Origin of the sequence: Metabacillus sp. KUDC1714, from assembly GCF_014217835.1 — a bacterium.
Classification (GTDB): Bacteria; Bacillota; Bacilli; order Bacillales; family Bacillaceae; genus Metabacillus; species Metabacillus rhizosphaerae.
Map to the genome: position 1 here is coordinate 1,940,157 of NZ_CP055263.1, position 17,130 is coordinate 1,957,286.

The window sequence follows — 17,130 nt, forward strand, 5'->3', positions numbered from 1 at the left end:
TAAATATGGAATAAATAATTTTAAATAAATAGTATTAGCAAGAAATCTTATACATTAAAGCGGAAATGGATAACATCTCCATCTTGTACAATGTATTCTTTACCTTCTAGACGGACTTTTCCTGCTTCACGTGCAGCACCCATTGTCTTTGCTGCTAATAGGTCATCATATGAAACTGTTTCAGCACGGATAAATCCTCTTTCAAAGTCTGTATGGATAATAGCAGCACATTGAGGAGCTTTCATTCCTTTTTTAAATGTCCAAGCACGAACCTCTTGTTCACCTGCTGTAAAATAAGTAGCCAGACCAAGAAGATTGTAAGAAGCTTTAATTAACTGATCAAGTCCAGACTCTTCAATTCCAAGCTCTTCAAGAAACATTTCCTTTTCTTCACCTTCAAGTTCAGCAATCTCTGATTCAATTTTTGCACATACAACAATTACTTCAGCATTTTCAGCTGCCGCAAATTCACGAACCAGTCCTACATATTCATTGTCTGAAGGATCTGCAACTTCCTCCTCACTAACATTTGCTACATATAGAATAGGTTTAAATGTTAATAAATGAAGTTGCTTCACATATTTCAATTGCTCTTCTGTTAATTCCACAGAACGAGCTGGCTTTTCACTTTCAAACGCTTCTTTAAGCTTTACTAGGATTTCATGTTCAAAGACAGCTGTTTTTTCTTTCTGCTTTGCTAACTTAGCTACACGATCAATACGTTTATCAACTGTTTCCAAATCCGCTAATATCAACTCTAGATTAATTGTTTCGATATCCGAAATTGGGTCAACTTTACCAGATACATGAGTAATATTATCATCTGCAAAACAACGCACAACATGACAAATTGCATCTACCTGACGGATATGGGAAAGAAACTTATTACCTAATCCCTCTCCTTTACTTGCACCTTTAACAATTCCAGCAATATCAGTAAATTCAAATGCGGTTGGTACGGTTTTTTTAGGTTTTACAAGTTCTGTTAGCCTTTGTAAACGCTCATCAGGTACTTCTACAATCCCGACATTAGGATCAATTGTACAAAATGGATAGTTTGCTGACTCAGCACCAGCTTGTGTAATTGCGTTAAATAATGTTGATTTTCCGACGTTTGGAAGACCTACAATTCCTGCAGTTAATGCCATATTTCCACTCCTCTATCATTAAACAAAAAAATTTGTCCGAATTCTAACCAATCTTCAACAATTATAGATAGTAAACACATAAAAAACAAGCAGGTCTCTCATTTATAGTGAAACAATATAAGAAAAGCGCAAGCGCCTTGCTCAGCCCCGACAAGCATAAGACGCAAGTGAATAGAAGACGTTCTTTGTCTTCAATTCACTTGTGGCTTATGACCTCGAGGGGCTAGGCGCTGGAGCTGGACACCAAAACTAAGTACAAACTTATATGCATTCTTACCTTACTAGAAAGGAGAACCTATAAACGGCTCTCCTTTGCATCAATTATCATTCATTTTCTCGATGTTTACTAAACAATCATATAAAATACTACCTAATCCATTATCAGAATTATCATCAGGTGTTAGCAAGTTTACAGAACCGCCAAACTTATGCCACTGTCCTTCATCAACATTTATTGTTCTAGGATGGGCCCTTTTCAAGACCCTTACAATTCCTGAAAGACTTCCTCTGTCATTGAAAATTCTGACAGAATCTCCATCTGTCATATCCTTCTCACTTGCAATATCCTCTGATATTTCAATTTTAACAATTTGTAGAGTCTTTATCAGAATATAATGCTGTGAATGATTAGAGCGTAACGGGTGAATTGTTAAGAGCTGATATGGATACTTTTTTGCTAACAATGAGTTTGTAAGGCTAGACTCTTTTGGAGGCAAATATTGTGGTTTTCCTACATACCCCTTTTTCTCAGCAATGGATGAAGTAAATTCAAATTTCCCACTTGGAGTCAAAAATTTCTTTGTCTCCCAAGGTACAAAGCGCACAGGTAATGGCAGTCTCTTTTCCTCTTTCAACCTTTCAACTGTTATACCATGCTGTTTTAAATGTGATAGTCCTATCTCTAAATACTCAGTTCTAGTAAACTGAAACTCTTCTCCAAAACCTAAACGATTTGCTAATTCAGTCCAAATCCACAAATCAGATTTTGCTTCTCCAGGTGGTTTAACTAACTGATCTCCATAATTCACATAATGGTGGTACATTGACGAATAATAGATATCTTCTTCCTCAAATACGGTTGTTGTTGGGAGTACATAGTCAGCCAGTTCAGCAGTATCTGTTAAAAAGTGGTCAACAACCACAAGTAAATTAACCGATTCGAAAGCTTTCTTGACCTTTGCAGAATTTGGGACCTGTGCAAGAGGGTTCCCACACGTCACAAAAATCATTTTAATGCCTGGATTTTCAGCACCTAAAATTCCTTCAGCCTGTTCCATCATTGAAAAGTGCCTTGTTACCGTTTTTTTATGTGGCAAGGTAAGTCCACTCTTATTAAAGCTGTTACCAACTTGCAGATTCCCAAAGTTAACTCCACCACCTGGGACTCCTACATTTCCACTTACTGCAGCAAGTGCATCTATTAATCTAATTGTATTTCCGCCATTTGCATATCTTTGCATTCCGAGACCTAAATAAGTAGAAGTTGGGCCATCGCAATAAACGGTAGCTAAATATCTAATGTCTTCATAGGAAATTTCAGCCTTTGCCAAAACATCCTCCATCTTGATACTATCCAGTAAGCAAAAAAGGTCATGAAAACCAATTGTGTGGTCCTTAATAAACTGTTGGTCATGCCTATTTTCATCTACCAAAACCTTCATAATGCCAATCGCTACTAATCCATCCATTCCTGGCTTTACCGAAATATAATTATCCGCTATTTTAGCAGTTGCATTGTAAATGGGATCTATAACGGTAATAGTTGTGCCGCCTTTTTTAGCTTCTTGTAAGTATTGAAATAAATGCATGTTTGTTCTAGCTACATTTCTTCCCCATATGACAATATGCTTGCTATGAAAAATATCATCTGGGGCATGACTAAAAGAGCTACCAAAATCCCAGGTTTGAGCTTCAATACCAGAACCCCAGCAAATGCTACCAACTAAATTTGTGACACCGCCATAACAATGAAAGAAACGCTGATCAAGATTCTTCAGCAAGCCATTATTCGCATAATCATGACTATGCAGTACAGCTGTTGATCCATAGATCTCCTTGATCTCACTCATTTTGTCTGCTACTTCATTGAGAGCTTGCTCCCATGGAATTTCAATAAACTGACCATTTACTTTTTTTAATGGCGTTGTTAACCGTTCCTTTGAATTTGTTTTCGTTTCTAGCATTCTTCCTCTACCACAAATTTTTCCTTTGGTAATTGGATGGTCTTTATCGCCTTCAACCTTAGTCACTTTTCCATTCTCAACAGTTACCTCTAAACCACAACTATCCCAACAGTTTAAAGGACATGATGATTTAAATACCTGCTTCATTTCCTATTCCCCTCAACTTACTCATCCGACTCTTCGTGTTTAACAAGTATCTTTTTCATTTTTCTAGAGAATTCCTTTCGAGGGATTAAAACACTATGCTCACAGCCCTCACATTTAATTCTTACATCCATTCCCATTCGAATGATTTTCCAGCGGTTTGTCCCACATGGATGCTGCTTCTTCATTTCTACAATATCCTTTAAACCAAATTCCTTTTCTAGCATATTTTAACCTCCGCTCTTAACTTACTTGTTCTTTTCTGTTATACATAACCATTCGAGGATATGGAATTTCAATACCATGTTCATCTAAACGCATTTTAATATCTTTTCGAAGCATTCTTGCAATATGGAAATGGCGCATTGGTTCAACTTCACAAACAACACGTAAAATAATCTCTGATGCACCCAAGGTTTGAATACCAAGTAGTTCAGGAGGAGTAACAATGTCCTCATATTTATCTGGAATTTCTGTTAAAAGATCTTGAATTACACGTTCGGCTTCTGGTATATCTGTCTCAAACGAGATGCTTACATCAACTACAGCCATACTATTATGAATAGAGAAGTTTGTTACTTCAACAATACTCCCATTTGGAATAATATGAAGTTCTCCTGTCCAATTCTTTATTTTCGTTGTTCTAAGTCCAATTTCTTCAACAGTCCCCTCAAAAGCAGCAACTCTAATATGGTCCCCAACAGAAAACTGATCTTCAAATATTATAAAAAATCCTGTAATAATATCCTTCACAAGACTTTGTGCGCCAAAACCTACAGCAAGTCCTACAATCCCAGCACCAGCAAGCAATGCACCCACATTAATGCTTACAGCCTCTAGGATCATAATGATGGCAATGAAATAAACAACATATGTTAGGATATTTTCTAATAACTTTGAAAGGGTATTTTCTCTTCTCTCTGAAATACGAATTGGTGATTTCCCGCGGAATAAAAAGATCTTACTAATCGCAAGTTTTCCAATTCGGATAAAAATGGTCGAGACAATAGTAATCAGAACGATCTTTAATAAACCTTCTCCAATATTAACCCATAGTTTACCATCTGTAATGTACTCCAAAACTTCATTCCACAAATTTTCAATAGTATTCAACCTTTTCACCTTTTTCTAAAAGTACTATTTACCTCTTTAAAATATATAATTTTTCATAGACTATTATACTCTATGTCTAAACCACTTAAGAAGTAGAGAATAGCCTAAATTCCCAATAAACTTTTTCCAAATGGAACTCATAGATACAGGATATTATATCAGTTAAATTCCATATAAGATTATTTTATACCAAAAAGAGGCCGACTCTGGCAAAGATAATCCCTTTGTTCAATCATTCAATAACCGGGATATCTTTATGAGTCAGCCTCAATTTATTTTCGGAATTTTTATTCTGTTTTATAACGGTTCAGTATTGGAAAAAGCAAAATTGTTATAAGGAGATAAAGGTTAATTAATCCGTATAAAGGGTATAAAATAGCAACGAGGTTTGCAAAGCCAAAGCTTGTAAATGGAATCATCAACAAGACTAAGATTAGGGCCATCAACCAGTACGGTAGATTTGTAACCTCCTTAAACCGTGAAGCAATTCCTAATATCCCTGAAACCGCAGTGGTATAAATTGCAAACCAAAGCATGACAGACATAAAAAGAAAAATTGCAAACGGTGACCCTTTTAATACTGCAAATAATGGTATTTCATATTCAGCTAGATAATCAGCCATTTGAACTAATGTTTCATTGTAAATAAATGAAATCCCCCCCAAAACAATGCCACTACCTATGCTAGCTATTTTTGCTTCCTTCAGACTTTTAATTTCTTTTCCAATTGCAGATAAAACGGCAATTAGCGGTAATATATTTAACGAAGTAAAGGTAAAGGCTGAAGGCCAGTTATATTGCTTAGTTAAATCTAAAACCCATGAATGATGATTATAGTGGTTAAACGACAACAATGCATAAAACAACCCCAATACTAACAAAGGAATGATTACAACATTTAACCTAATAATGCCATTTATATTTCCAACAAATAGAAGCACTAATAATACTGAAAAGAAGATGACTCCTCCCCAATATGGGACTAAAAAGGCTTCGAGTGTAGCACCACCGCCTGCAATCATCACGATTGTTGTACTAAAGAGGTAGACGACAATTAAAACATCATAAACGTAAGAGAGTTTTCTACCTACCAATTTCTCCAAAACTGGAAAAAAGTGATGTGTCTTCTCTTCATAACTAATTTTCATAATGACATAGACAGCTATGATAAAAATAAAAGCAAAAATACAGATAGCTAGTCCGCTTTCAAAGCCAAAAAATTGCCATATTTCTCTCCCTGATGCATACCCTGCCCCAATAATAGTTCCTAAAATCAAAAACATCCATTTTAAACCTGACTTCATTTTCCCATCACCTCATAAGGCTGTCCTAATTGCAACGAAGATGTATAGAAATGAACATTCTTCCGTATACTGTTACTACTATGATGTGGGAGTGAAATCTATGAATCTAAAAACAGGACTTTTTCAATCAGATAAAAAGCTTGAACGCGTTTATTATGAAGAACAGCAAGCAATTCAACTCTTATCAAGTCAGATTATCGATAACCTTCCAAAATTATTTATAAAGCCTATTGTTATTGTATGTATAGGAACAGATCGATCTACTGGAGACTCTTTAGGTCCTCTTGTAGGTTTTAACATACAAAGGGAATTATCACATTTCCACGTCTACGGTACATTGAAAGATCCTGTACATGCTGTTAATTTAGAAGAAACATTGGAGTTTATTAAAGAAAAACATAGAAATCCATTTATAATTGCCATTGACGCATGCTTAGGGCGATTAAAAAGCGTTGGCTATATTCAAGTTGCTGAAGGGTCTATAAAGCCTGGTGCTGGGGTAAATAAGGAGTTACCAGCTGTTGGTAATATGCATATAACAGGCATTGTAAATGTTAGTGGGTTTATGGAATTCTTTGTTTTGCAAAATACTCGCTTACATCTAGTAATGAGCATGGCTGATATTATATCAAAGGGGTTAATTGAAGCGGAGAAGCAATACTTAGAAAAACGACTCTCCATACGTCGTGACTGGTTAGCTGATCGAGATTCTGCGATTAACTAATTCATTCAGAAACTTATTGTCATACAACCTAAATAAAAAACACTGCACTTCTCTCATGCAGTGTAAAAATAATTCTTTAATAATGATATTGTATTAAAACAATTATGGTAACAATTAAAATACTTGGGAGTAAATTCGCCACTCTGATTTGTTTAATTCCTAGCATATTAATACCAATTGCCAAAATTAACACACCACCTGTTGCAGTGAGTTCAGCAATTAACAAATTCAAAAGTGAGTCTGATAGAAATTGATGAATGACATTTGCTAATAGCGCTATGCCTCCTTGATATAAAAAGACAGGAAGAGCTGAAAATAATACACCTATTCCAAGCGTGCTCGCTAACACAATGCTTGTGAATCCATCAATCATCGACTTTGTTAAAAGAACAGAATGATCTTGTCTTAGGCCACTATCGAGTGATCCAACTATAGCCATTGCACCAACAACAAAAATTAATGTTGCCGTAACAAAGCCTTGAGCAATATTTCCACTTTGAGACTTACCTATTTTTTGTTCAAGAGTAGTTCCTATTCGATGTAGGTAGTCCTCTATCCTTAGCCACTCACCAACTAATGAACCTACTATCAAACTAACAATTACAATGAAAAAATTGTCACTTTTTAGTGCCATATCAATACCAAGGATTACAACCGAAAGGCCGATTGCAATCATAACTGTTTGTTTCATTTGATCAGGTATTTTTCTAAGTAATAAACCAATAAATGTCCCTACTATTATTCCTACTGCATTTACAACACTTCCAAATAACACCAAAATAGCTCCACCTTTCTTTAATATGTAAACATCAAATGTGTGTTGGGGGAACCTGGAAATTTATAAGAAATTAACGTACAATATCCTATTTAAAGTTATAGCTAGTTTACAACTGCTTTTTCACTTTACAAGAATAGTAATTTTCTAAACAAAAAAAGACTGACTCATTTTAGAGCCAGTTAAGAAAAAGAACAGCCTCTTAGGATGACTGTTGTGCCTGCAATAATTCTAAAATGCGGTCTAAATCATCCTGAGAGAAAAATTCAATTTCAATTTTTCCTTTTTTCTTTTGTTTCTTAATCGTAACAGATGTACCAAAATACTCTTGTAAATAGGATTCCCGTTCTTTTATAAAAACATCTTTTTCTGGTTTTTTCTTTTTGGTTTCACGTGAAACATTATTTAATTGTTGAACAATTAATTCTACCTGTCGAACATTCAAATGTTCACGAATAATTTTTTCTATAAGTGAGTTGAGCTTGTCTTTATTCTTAAGTCCAAGAAGCGTCCGTCCATGTCCCATTGAAAGCTTACCGTCTGATATGAGTTGTTGAATCGGCTTTGGTAAGCTAAGAAGTCTAACATGGTTTGCAATATGTGGTCGGCTTTTCCCTAGGCGTTTGGCTAATGCCTCTTGAGTAAAGTTTAGCTGCTCCATTAGCGTCTGGTATGCTTGTGCCTCTTCAATTGGTGTTAGATCCTCACGCTGCAAATTCTCTAAAAGAGCTAACTCCATCATTTGTTGTTCTGATAAATCTCTTATTACCGCTGGAATAGCAGTTAGTTTGGCCTCTGTTGCAGCACGAAACCGTCGTTCACCAACTACAATTTCAAAGCCCTTTATACTTTTACGGACAACAATTGGTTGTAAAATACCGTGCTGTAAAATGGAGTCCTTTAATTCATTGATCGATTCCTGTTCAAAGGTTTTACGTGGCTGATATGGGTTAGGACGTATTTCTTTTAGCTTGATTTCTTGAATAGTTTCTTCTTGTCCTACCTTCATTTCTGGAAAAAAGGCATTTAGTCCCTTTCCTACATTAAGCCCTTTACCTAAACCTCTAGCCATTAACAACCACTTCCTTTGCCAAATCTAAATAAACTTCTGCTCCTCTAGACCTTGGATCGTAAATGATAATAGGTTGGCCATGACTTGGTGCTTCGCTTAAACGAATATTTCTTGGAATGATCGTTTTATACACCTTATCCTGAAAATATTTCTTTACTTCATCAATAACCTGAATACCTAAGTTTGTTCTGGCATCAAGCATTGTTAATAGAACTCCTTCAATCATTAACTCTGTATTTAGGTGCTTCTGTACAAGACGAACAGTGTTAAGTAACTGGCTTAAACCTTCTAATGCGTAATATTCACATTGTACTGGAATTAAAACTGCATCTGAAGCAGTTAATGCATTTATGGTAAGCAAGCCTAATGAAGGCGGACAATCAATTACCATATAATCATATTGGTGTTTAACTGACTCGAGTGCTCTTTTTAATCTTACTTCTCGGGAAATAGTTGGCACAAGCTCTATTTCTGCTCCCGCTAACTGAATTGTAGCTGGAATAATATCTAAATTTTCTACTGCAGTTTGCTTAATAACTTCCTTTACATCTACATCATCTACTAAAATATCGTAAATGCAATGCTCGACATCGGCCTTTTCAATACCAATACCGCTAGTTGCATTACCTTGTGGGTCAACATCGACGAGAAGCACTCGTTTACCGATGTATGCTAAGCAAGCACCTAAATTTACAGAAGTCGTTGTTTTACCGACTCCACCTTTTTGGTTTGCGATGGCAATAACCTTTCCCACGATGTCACCTGCTTTCATCTCTAATAGAAAAGCGCAAGGCGCCCGCCTATCGGCGACAAGCATAAGGCGAATAGGAATAGAAGGCGTTCTTTGCCTTCAATTCCTATTTGACTTATGACCTCGAGCCGATGGCGCCTGGAGCTAGACATCAAAACTAAGTAAAAAATTATATACTTTCTTAAACGTTAAGAAAAGCGCAAGCGCCGTTAGCAACGTATGAACTTGAGCACTCCCTATGAGGGATAAAGGAAACACGAAGAGCGCTAGCGTTCGATGTTAACTTATCGTTAATGGAGTATGAAGTTCATACGTCGCTGGCAGTCAAAAACGCGACGTTCTTTCGCACTGACTGCGCTTGCACGTCCTATGCTTCAGATCTATACACAAAATGTTATACGTTCAAAAGCGCAAGGTCTTTATACAATCCTAGGAGAATAAGACGCACATGAATAGAAGGTATTCTTTACCTTCTACTCATGTGTGACCTAGCCCTAGAGGTTCAGGTATCCGACCTTTCACAAAGTCAGATACCAAACTAAGTAAAAAGAACTTACTATCTTATTCCTTAATCTTTCTATATCATTTTTTTATTTTATCATGAAACGACTAGAAAGGTTTGTCTTTTTTCTGATTTCTTCTATATTAGTATTTTCTACATAGGAGAAAACTAAATTATGAAAGTGAAATAATAATAAGTTTATGGGAAAGATAATTAGCACTACTTGTCAAATTTATAGTATTATGCACACACGGGAAAAAGGCCTGACCTTAAGCCAGCCCCTTCGTATTAATATTCCTTGAATAAGGATAAAACCACTATCAAAACTTCTTATAAATAAATGCATAGGAAATAAAAGTATAAATCAAAACTAAATACTACTTTGGTATCTTTATCGTAAACTGAATGTATTCTTCAAATTCTTCTTCTTCTGTATTTAACTTAACGCCACTATCAGCAACCATTGTTAACGATTGGCGAATTGTATTCATTGCAATTCTTGTGTCTCTACTAAATGCTTTACGTTTTGGTTTCGGTTTAACATTATTTTTTTCAAGAAGCTTAACTACACGGTCCTCTGTTTGTTTAACATTTAGTTGCCTTTCGATTATCTCTGTTAACAATTTTGTTTGCAACTCAGGATCCTTTAATGGAATAAGAGCACGTGCATGGCGCTCAGTTATTACCTTTTGCAATAAAGCATCTTGTACATCTTGGGGAAGTTTTAGTAAGCGTAGCTTATTCGCTATTGTAGATTGACCTTTACCAAGTCGCTGAGCTAAAGCTTCTTGTGTGAGATTATGCAATTCAAGCAGTTTAGCATAGGCAACTGCTTCTTCTATTGAAGATAATTCTTCCCGTTGGAGATTCTCAATCAATGCAACACTTGCTGTTTCTGTATCATTAAATTCCTTTACGATCGCAGGAATATCATCCCAACCCAGGGTTTGTACAGCTCGAAAGCGTCTCTCACCAGCAATAATTTCAAATTTCCCATCTATTTCTCGAACGACTATTGGCTGAATAATTCCATGTGTACGAATAGTTAACGCTAATTCTTCAATCTTTTCATTAGAAAAAACGGTACGTGGCTGGAAGCGATTAGGAACAATATCCTGTATAAGGATTTTCTTAACCTCTTCCCTATGTTGTTCTTCTTCCTCTATTATTTCATCTTTTATTTCATCAACTACAACTTGTTCTGCTTCTTTTTCTCCCAAACCGAAAAAGCGAGAAAATGGATGCTTCATGAGCCTACACCACCTTTAAAAACTACCAATTTTAATATTCTCTTTTTCTTTCATTATTTCCTGCAAAATACTTAAAAGTTCCAGTAAATGTTTCATGTGAAACATTTACTCTATAGGAAGCTTATTTGGTGTTCCAGGTTTTCTAGGATATTTTTTAGGTGTCCCTTTTATTTTTTCAATAACTAAGATTGTTCGTTCACTATTTTCTAAAGGTAGTTCAAATGAGTGAATTTCTTGAACCTTACCACCTAAAACTTTGAGTGCTTTTTCGCCAGCCTCTAGTTCATCTTTTGCTGCTGCAGCTTTCATGGCAATAAAGAAACCGTCCTTTTTAACCAGGGGTATACACAATTCACTTAGTACAGAAAGCCTAGCAACAGCTCTAGCAGTTACTATATCAAATGACTCTCTATGCTCTTTATTTTGACCAAAAGTTTCAGCTCGGTCATGGAAAAGTTGAACGTTTTTTAAACCTAATTCTTTTGTTAAGTGAGATAAAAAATTAATTCTTTTTTGTAGTGAGTCTACAATTGAAACACGTAAATGTGGAAAGCAAATGTTAATTGGTATACTTGGAAAACCCGCACCCGCTCCGACATCACAAATAGAAAATGGTTTTGAAAAATCAAAGTAAAAAGCAGCCGATATCGAATCATAGAAGTGTTTTAAGTACACTTCCTTTTTTTCTGTGATTGACGTTAAGTTCATTTTTTCGTTCCATTCTACTAGCAAATTGAAATATAAATCAAATTGATCCATTTGTTGCGGAGAAAGCACAATTCCTTTCTCCGCTAAACTTGACTGAAATAATTCTGTATCCATAAACAAAACCTTTCTATTTATTGATTAGAAACTCGCGCAATTCGGCCTTGCTCTAGGTATACCAATAGAATTGATACATCTGCTGGGTTAACTCCAGCTATACGAGACGCCTGTGCAACAGATAATGGTGTTACCTCTTTAAGTTTTTGACGTGCCTCAGTTGCTAAACCGTTAATTGCATCATAATCAATATTTTCAGGGATTTTTTTGTTCTCCATCTTTTTAAGCTTTTCAACTTGTTGTAAAGATTTTTCGATGTAACCCTCATACTTTATTTGGATCTCAACCTGTTCAGCAACATCTGCATCAATTTCCACTTCTGATGGAACAAGCTGGTTTATATGTTCATATGTCATCTCTGGTCGTTTTAGTAAATCAGAAGCTCTAATTCCATCCTTTAATTCACTTCCACCAACTGAAAGAATTAATTGTTGAGTCTCTTGATTTGGTTTAATAATAACTGAATTCAATCGAAGTTTTTCTTGCTCAATCGAATGTTTCTTATTTGTGAATTTTGCAAAGCGTTCTTCAGATATTAAACCAATTTTCTTACCAACGTCAGTTAGACGTAAATCAGCATTATCATGACGAAGCAATAAGCGATATTCTGCTCTTGATGTTAATAGGCGATAAGGCTCATTTGTCCCTTTCGTTACTAAATCATCAATTAGAACGCCAATATAAGCATCAGATCTACCTAATATTATTTCTTCTTTTCCTAATGCTTTTTGAGCAGCATTAATCCCTGCCATCAATCCTTGGCCTGCAGCTTCTTCATATCCTGATGTACCATTAATTTGTCCTGCGGTAAATAATGATGAAATATTTTTTGTTTCTAAAGTCGGCCAAAGCTGTGTTGGAACAATTGCATCATATTCAATTGCATAACCCGCTCTCATCATTTGCACTTTTTCAAGACCTGGTATTGTTTTTAATATTTGTTGTTGTACATCCTCGGGCAAGCTTGTTGAAAGACCTTGAACATACACCTCCTGAGTATTTCTTCCCTCAGGCTCTAAAAATATTTGGTGACGCGGTTTATCATTGAACCGAACAACTTTATCTTCGATAGATGGACAATAACGCGGACCGGTTCCTTTAATCATCCCTGAATACATAGGTGAACGATGCAAATTATTATCAATAATTTGATGTGTTTCTAAACTTGTATACGTTAACCAGCATGGAAGCTGATCTGTAATGTATTTTGTCGTTTCAAAAGAAAAGGCACGTGGAACTTCATCACCTGGTTGAATTTCTGTTTTACTGTAATCAATTGAATGACTATTAACACGCGGTGGTGTTCCTGTTTTAAATCTTACTAGATCAAAGCCTAGCTCATGTAAGTGTTCAGATAACTTGATGGAAGGCTGCTGATTATTTGGACCACTTGAATATTTAAGTTCTCCTAAAATGATTTCTCCTCTTAGGAAAGTACCTGTCGTTAAAACTACTGCTTTCGCAGAATACTCTGCACCCGTTTGTGTAACAATTCCCTTACATATTCCGTCCTCAACAATTAATCGATCAACCATTCCTTGAAGCAATGTTAGATTTTTTTCATTTTCTAACGTTTTTTTCATCTCGTGCTGATAAGCAAATTTATCAGCTTGTGCACGTAGGGCTCTAACTGCTGGGCCCTTCCCTGTGTTTAACATTCTCATTTGAATATGCGTTTTATCTATATTTTTACCCATTTCGCCGCCTAAGGCGTCTATTTCCCGAACGACAATCCCTTTTGCAGGGCCACCGACTGATGGGTTACATGGCATAAAAGCCACCATGTCTAAATTTATTGTGATTACAAGTGTTTTTGCCCCCATTCTTGCAGAAGCTAGCGCAGATTCACACCCAGCATGACCTGCACCAACGACAATCACATCATAATCCCCAGCATGATAAGACATTTAATAACCTCCTTTTTTAAATGAAAATTTATCTATTTAATACATAGTGTCAATATTAGCTACAACGCTAAACGGGCGCTTCCGCTTTTATTTTGGCTAGCTACAGCTCCCAGCGACTAGTGAACTTCACACTCCTTCTTACGATAAGTCAACATCGAATCGCTTTCGCTCTTCGTGTTTCCTTTATCTCATTCGAAGTGCTCCAGTTCATACGTCGCTAAACGGGCGCTTCCGCTTTTATTATTTCCCTAGACAAAATTGCGAAAATAGCTGATCAATTAGGCTTTCGTGAACAGAATCCCCAATTATTTCACCAAGCTGCTCCCAGCATCGTGTTAAATCTATTTGAACAATATCAATAGGAATGCCTTCTTCAATTCCTGTTAATGCTTCGTTAATAGATGTTTGTGCAGCTGTTAATAATGCGATATGGCGTGAATTTGATACATATGTTAAATCATTGCTTTGTAGATTGCCTTGAAAAAATAATGCACCTATCGCTTCCTCTAATTCATCTATTCCCTTTTCCTCTAGTAATGAGGTTGTAACAACAGGTCTTCCAGAAGCTAGATCTATTACTTGCTCAAGATTAATTTTTTGTTCAAGATCAGTTTTATTAACAATAACGATAATATCCATTCCCTTTACCGCTTCAAATAGTTGAACATCTTCATGAGAAAGCTCCTCATGATAATTTAATACAAGAAGGATTAGATCTGCTTCCTTTAATACCTTTCTTGATCGTTCTACACCAATTCGTTCAACAATATCCTCAGTCTCGCGAATACCTGCTGTATCTACTAACCGAAGCGGAACTCCTCTAACGTTCACATATTCTTCTATTACATCTCTAGTTGTTCCAGGAATATCTGTTACAATGGCCTTATTTTCATGAACTAGGCTATTAAGTAAGGATGACTTTCCAACATTCGGTCTCCCGATAATTACCGTTGAAAGTCCTTCTCTTAAAATTTTCCCTTGCCCAGATGTCTGCAAAAGTTTATGAATTTCACTTTGGACATAAGTTGCTTTTTCAACAAGCATTTTATGTGTCATTTCCTCTACGTCATCATACTCAGGATAATCAATATTAACCTCAACATGTGCTAATGTTTCTAAAATCTCTTGTCTTAGCTTTTGAACAAGCTTTGAAAGCCTACCTTCCATTTGTCCTAAGGCAACATTCATAGCTCGATCTGTTTTTGCACGAATTAAATCCATTACTGCCTCTGCTTGAGATAAATCAATACGTCCATTTAAAAATGCCCGCTTTGTAAACTCTCCAGGTTCTGCTAGTCTTGCACCATTTTTAACAGCCAATTGTAAAACCCGGTTTACAGTCACTAACCCACCATGACAATTTATTTCAACAACATCTTCCCTAGTAAACGTTTTTGGCCCCTTCATTAAAGAAACCATAACTTCCTCAACAACATCACCTGTCGTTGGATCTATCATATGACCGTAATGGATCGTATGGGAGTCTACCTCTGTTAGCCTCTTATTTGAAGGAGCTTTGAATAGCTTGTCTGCAATGTCAATTGCTTCATCTCCACTTAATCTTACAATTGCTATTGCTCCTTCACCTAAGGGCGTAGATATCGCTGCGATTGTATCTAACTCCATTTTTACGATCACCTCTCTATTTCAATTATCTATATGAATACTTTCCTTTTTCTCATAAGCTTTGACCAAAATTTTAAGATAGCATATTTCACTTTCATAAGAAAGCAAAATCAACTTATTGTTATCCACAATTCATTCTAATCTAAACATTCCTTCCTTTATTTTAACTTATCCACATGTTAATAACAATATTTGCTCTTAATAGTTAATTTCACTTTGACGAGTTATTAACATAAAGTGAAATTTGCTTTTTAAAATTAAGATTGAACTTTCCAGATTCGATACAAATTTATCAATACAACATTTTTCGACATGATCCTGGATTTTATAGTCAAGCACTTAGCTGAATTAAAAAGTTACAAAGATTTTTTTATATAAAAAAAGACCAACTCTATTTAGAGTCAGTCTTTGATTTTAGAGAAATAACCAAATGACGATTTGGTTCTTCACCAACAGAATATGTTTTTAATTCTTTAAATTCAGATAATGCAGCATGAATAATTTTGCGTTCATAGGAAGGCATTGGTTCTAAAGAAACATTCTTTGATGAACGAATAACTTGCCGAGCTAATCGAGCTGCTAATTGGTTAAGGGTATCTTTTCTTCTTTCTCGGTAATTTTCAGCATCTATGACAATTTGTAAATAATAATTAGAATAACGATTTGCAACTAATTGTGTTAAATACTGAAGGGAATTTAATGTTTGTCCTCTTTTTCCGATTAAAACAGCCATTTTATCACCTGATAATTGAAAAGTGACAATTTTACCTGCCCGTTTGATCTTAATTTGGGCATCAATTCCCATTTTCTTCGTTACATTTGAAAGAAATAGATGAGCTTCCTTTACAGGATCATCGATAAGCTTAACTATAACACTTGCAGACCTTTTTCCGAAAATGCCGAAAATACCCTTTTTTCCTTCATCTAGAACTGTAATTTCTACTTCTTCCCTTGTTGCTTCTAATTGCTTTAATGCTACTTCTACTGCTTCATTGACGGTAAGTCCATTAGCAGTTATCTCTTTCACTTCTTATTTCCTCCATCTTTTGCTGCCTTTAGCTCAGGCCCTTTTACAAAATAAGTTTGTACAATCATAAATAGGTTACCAACTACCCAATACAACGAAAGTGCTGCAGGGAAACTAATCGCAAAAACAATAATCATAATCGGCATAATATAAAGCATCATTGCCATTTGAGGATTTTGATTTGCTGTACCTGCCATCATCATCTTTTGTTGGATGAATGTTGTAGCACCTGCAACAAGTGGAAGGATAAAGAATGGATCTCGCTCACCTAAATCAAACCAAAGGAATGTATGTTCAGCAATTGCTTCTGTTCTCATAATTGCATGGTAAAAACCAATTAAGATAGGCATTTGGACAATTAATGGGAAACAACCTGCAAGTGGGTTAACACCATGCTTTTGAAATAAAGCCATTGTCTCCTGCTGTAGCTTTTGTTGTGTTTGTTGATCCTTTGAACTATATTTCTCTTTCAACTTTTGCATTTCTGGTTGGATTGCTTGCATTGCTTTAGAGCTCTTTGTTTGTTTAATCATTAACGGTAATATTGCTAAACGAATGATAATTGTTACTAAGACAATTGAGATTCCATAATTATCACCAGTTATTTCAGCAAAGTATGTAATTAATTGTGATAAAGGATATACGATATACTTATTCCAAAACCCTTCACTTTCAGATGTAATCGGAACATTTACCTCTGTACATCCAGTTAAAAGGGTTAAAACACTCACTAACCCCAATATTAAAAGTACGCGCCTTTTCAAACCTTTTTTCCTCCTAAC

15 protein-coding genes are annotated in these 17,130 nt (G+C 35.7%); 1 reads left to right on the forward strand and 14 read right to left on the reverse strand.

Annotated features, from left to right (window positions below):
- Nucleotides 1-47: 47 nt before the first annotated feature.
- The 5 genes from ychF to HUW50_RS09130 form a co-directional block, all read right to left on the reverse strand.
- Nucleotides 48-1,148 (reverse strand): redox-regulated ATPase YchF, encoded by a 1,101-nt coding sequence (ychF, locus tag HUW50_RS09110; RefSeq protein ID WP_066338729.1) that lies wholly within the window; start codon nt 1,146-1,148, stop codon nt 48-50.
- A 317-nt stretch (nt 1,149-1,465) separates the two neighbouring features.
- Nucleotides 1,466-3,478: a molybdopterin-dependent oxidoreductase gene (locus HUW50_RS09115; RefSeq protein WP_066338733.1), complete on the reverse strand. Its 2,013-nt coding sequence runs from the start codon at nt 3,476-3,478 to the stop codon at nt 1,466-1,468.
- Between the two features lie 17 nt (nt 3,479-3,495).
- Nucleotides 3,496-3,702, reverse strand: a complete 207-nt coding sequence (locus tag HUW50_RS09120) for a DUF951 domain-containing protein (protein WP_066338737.1) — start codon at nt 3,700-3,702, stop codon at nt 3,496-3,498.
- Between the two features lie 16 nt (nt 3,703-3,718).
- Nucleotides 3,719-4,588 carry a mechanosensitive ion channel family protein gene (locus tag HUW50_RS09125; protein ID WP_066338742.1) on the reverse strand — a complete coding sequence of 290 codons (870 nt, stop codon included), beginning with the start codon at nt 4,586-4,588 and terminating at the stop codon, nt 3,719-3,721.
- Nucleotides 4,589-4,875: 287 nt separating this feature from the next.
- A complete protein-coding gene (locus tag HUW50_RS09130; protein WP_066338746.1) occupies nt 4,876-5,892 on the reverse strand; it encodes a YkvI family membrane protein in 1,017 nt (338 codons plus the stop codon).
- A 100-nt stretch (nt 5,893-5,992) separates the two neighbouring features.
- Between HUW50_RS09130 and yyaC the strand changes: the two genes are divergently transcribed.
- Nucleotides 5,993-6,616 carry a spore protease YyaC gene (gene yyaC, locus HUW50_RS09135; protein WP_066338750.1) on the forward strand — a complete coding sequence of 208 codons (624 nt, stop codon included), beginning with the start codon at nt 5,993-5,995 and terminating at the stop codon, nt 6,614-6,616.
- Nucleotides 6,617-6,692: 76 nt separating this feature from the next.
- On the opposite strand, the gene HUW50_RS09140 is transcribed toward yyaC, so the two are convergent.
- The 9 genes from HUW50_RS09140 to spoIIIJ form a co-directional block, all read right to left on the reverse strand.
- Nucleotides 6,693-7,391: a DUF554 domain-containing protein gene (locus HUW50_RS09140; protein ID WP_311774054.1), complete on the reverse strand. Its 699-nt coding sequence runs from the start codon at nt 7,389-7,391 to the stop codon at nt 6,693-6,695.
- A 202-nt stretch (nt 7,392-7,593) separates the two neighbouring features.
- On the reverse strand, nt 7,594-8,463 hold the full coding sequence (locus tag HUW50_RS09145) for a ParB/RepB/Spo0J family partition protein (protein WP_066338754.1): 870 nt from the start codon (nt 8,461-8,463) through the stop codon (nt 7,594-7,596).
- Entirely contained in the window at nt 8,456-9,217 is a 762-nt protein-coding gene (locus tag HUW50_RS09150; RefSeq protein ID WP_066338862.1) for a ParA family protein, read from the reverse strand. Before HUW50_RS09150 ends, HUW50_RS09145 begins: the two co-directional genes overlap by 8 nt.
- Nucleotides 9,218-10,093: 876 nt before the next feature.
- Nucleotides 10,094-10,966, reverse strand: a complete 873-nt coding sequence (noc, locus tag HUW50_RS09155) for a nucleoid occlusion protein (RefSeq protein ID WP_066338759.1) — start codon at nt 10,964-10,966, stop codon at nt 10,094-10,096.
- A 105-nt stretch (nt 10,967-11,071) separates the two neighbouring features.
- Nucleotides 11,072-11,788 (reverse strand): 16S rRNA (guanine(527)-N(7))-methyltransferase RsmG, encoded by a 717-nt coding sequence (rsmG, locus tag HUW50_RS09160; protein ID WP_066338763.1) that lies wholly within the window; start codon nt 11,786-11,788, stop codon nt 11,072-11,074.
- Nucleotides 11,789-11,805: 17 nt separating this feature from the next.
- Nucleotides 11,806-13,695: a tRNA uridine-5-carboxymethylaminomethyl(34) synthesis enzyme MnmG gene (gene mnmG / locus HUW50_RS09165; protein WP_066338765.1), complete on the reverse strand. Its 1,890-nt coding sequence runs from the start codon at nt 13,693-13,695 to the stop codon at nt 11,806-11,808.
- A 240-nt stretch (nt 13,696-13,935) separates the two neighbouring features.
- Nucleotides 13,936-15,321, reverse strand: coding sequence for a tRNA uridine-5-carboxymethylaminomethyl(34) synthesis GTPase MnmE (mnmE, locus tag HUW50_RS09170; RefSeq protein WP_066338775.1), 1,386 nt, complete (start codon nt 15,319-15,321; stop codon nt 13,936-13,938).
- A gap of 391 nt (nt 15,322-15,712) precedes the next feature.
- On the reverse strand, nt 15,713-16,348 hold the full coding sequence (jag, locus tag HUW50_RS09175) for an RNA-binding cell elongation regulator Jag/EloR (RefSeq protein ID WP_185653858.1): 636 nt from the start codon (nt 16,346-16,348) through the stop codon (nt 15,713-15,715).
- Nucleotides 16,345-17,112 (reverse strand): YidC family membrane integrase SpoIIIJ, encoded by a 768-nt coding sequence (gene spoIIIJ / locus HUW50_RS09180; RefSeq protein ID WP_066338779.1) that lies wholly within the window; start codon nt 17,110-17,112, stop codon nt 16,345-16,347. Before spoIIIJ ends, jag begins: the two co-directional genes overlap by 4 nt.
- Nucleotides 17,113-17,130 lie beyond the last annotated feature (18 nt).